Consider the following 338-nt stretch of genomic DNA (forward strand, 5'->3'; position numbering starts at 1 on the left):
AATGGTAACTTGATATTTTGGGGGTATAGCTCAGCTGGGAGAGCGCTTGAATGGCATTCAAGAGGTCAGCGGTTCGATCCCGCTTACCTCCACCAACGATATCAAAGTTCAAGGCACAAAATCGAGGTTTAAAAGGCCTCGAATGTAGTGTTAAGGTATCTAATTCTGGTAACTCGCTTAGAACAAGAAGTGAAATGACGTTATATTTAGCCATAAGGCTTATTTATTTCGTGCATTAAGCTTTGAATTTCGAATATCAATGTCCTGCTCTTTGAAAACTGCATAGAGAGATAATTCTAGTAAAAGTCGAACGAATTCACATCAATACGAAAGTATTG

Annotated in this window: 1 tRNA gene; it reads left to right on the plus strand. The window is 38.8% G+C overall.

Annotation, left to right across the window (positions count from 1 at the left end):
* The first annotated feature begins 19 nt into the window (after positions 1-19).
* Positions 20-95, plus strand: a tRNA-Ala gene (locus DSOL_RS26470).
* The last annotated feature ends 243 nt before the right edge of the window (positions 96-338 follow it).

It is taken from the genome of Desulfosporosinus metallidurans (assembly GCF_001936615.1).
Lineage (GTDB): Bacteria > Bacillota > Desulfitobacteriia > Desulfitobacteriales > Desulfitobacteriaceae > Desulfosporosinus > Desulfosporosinus metallidurans.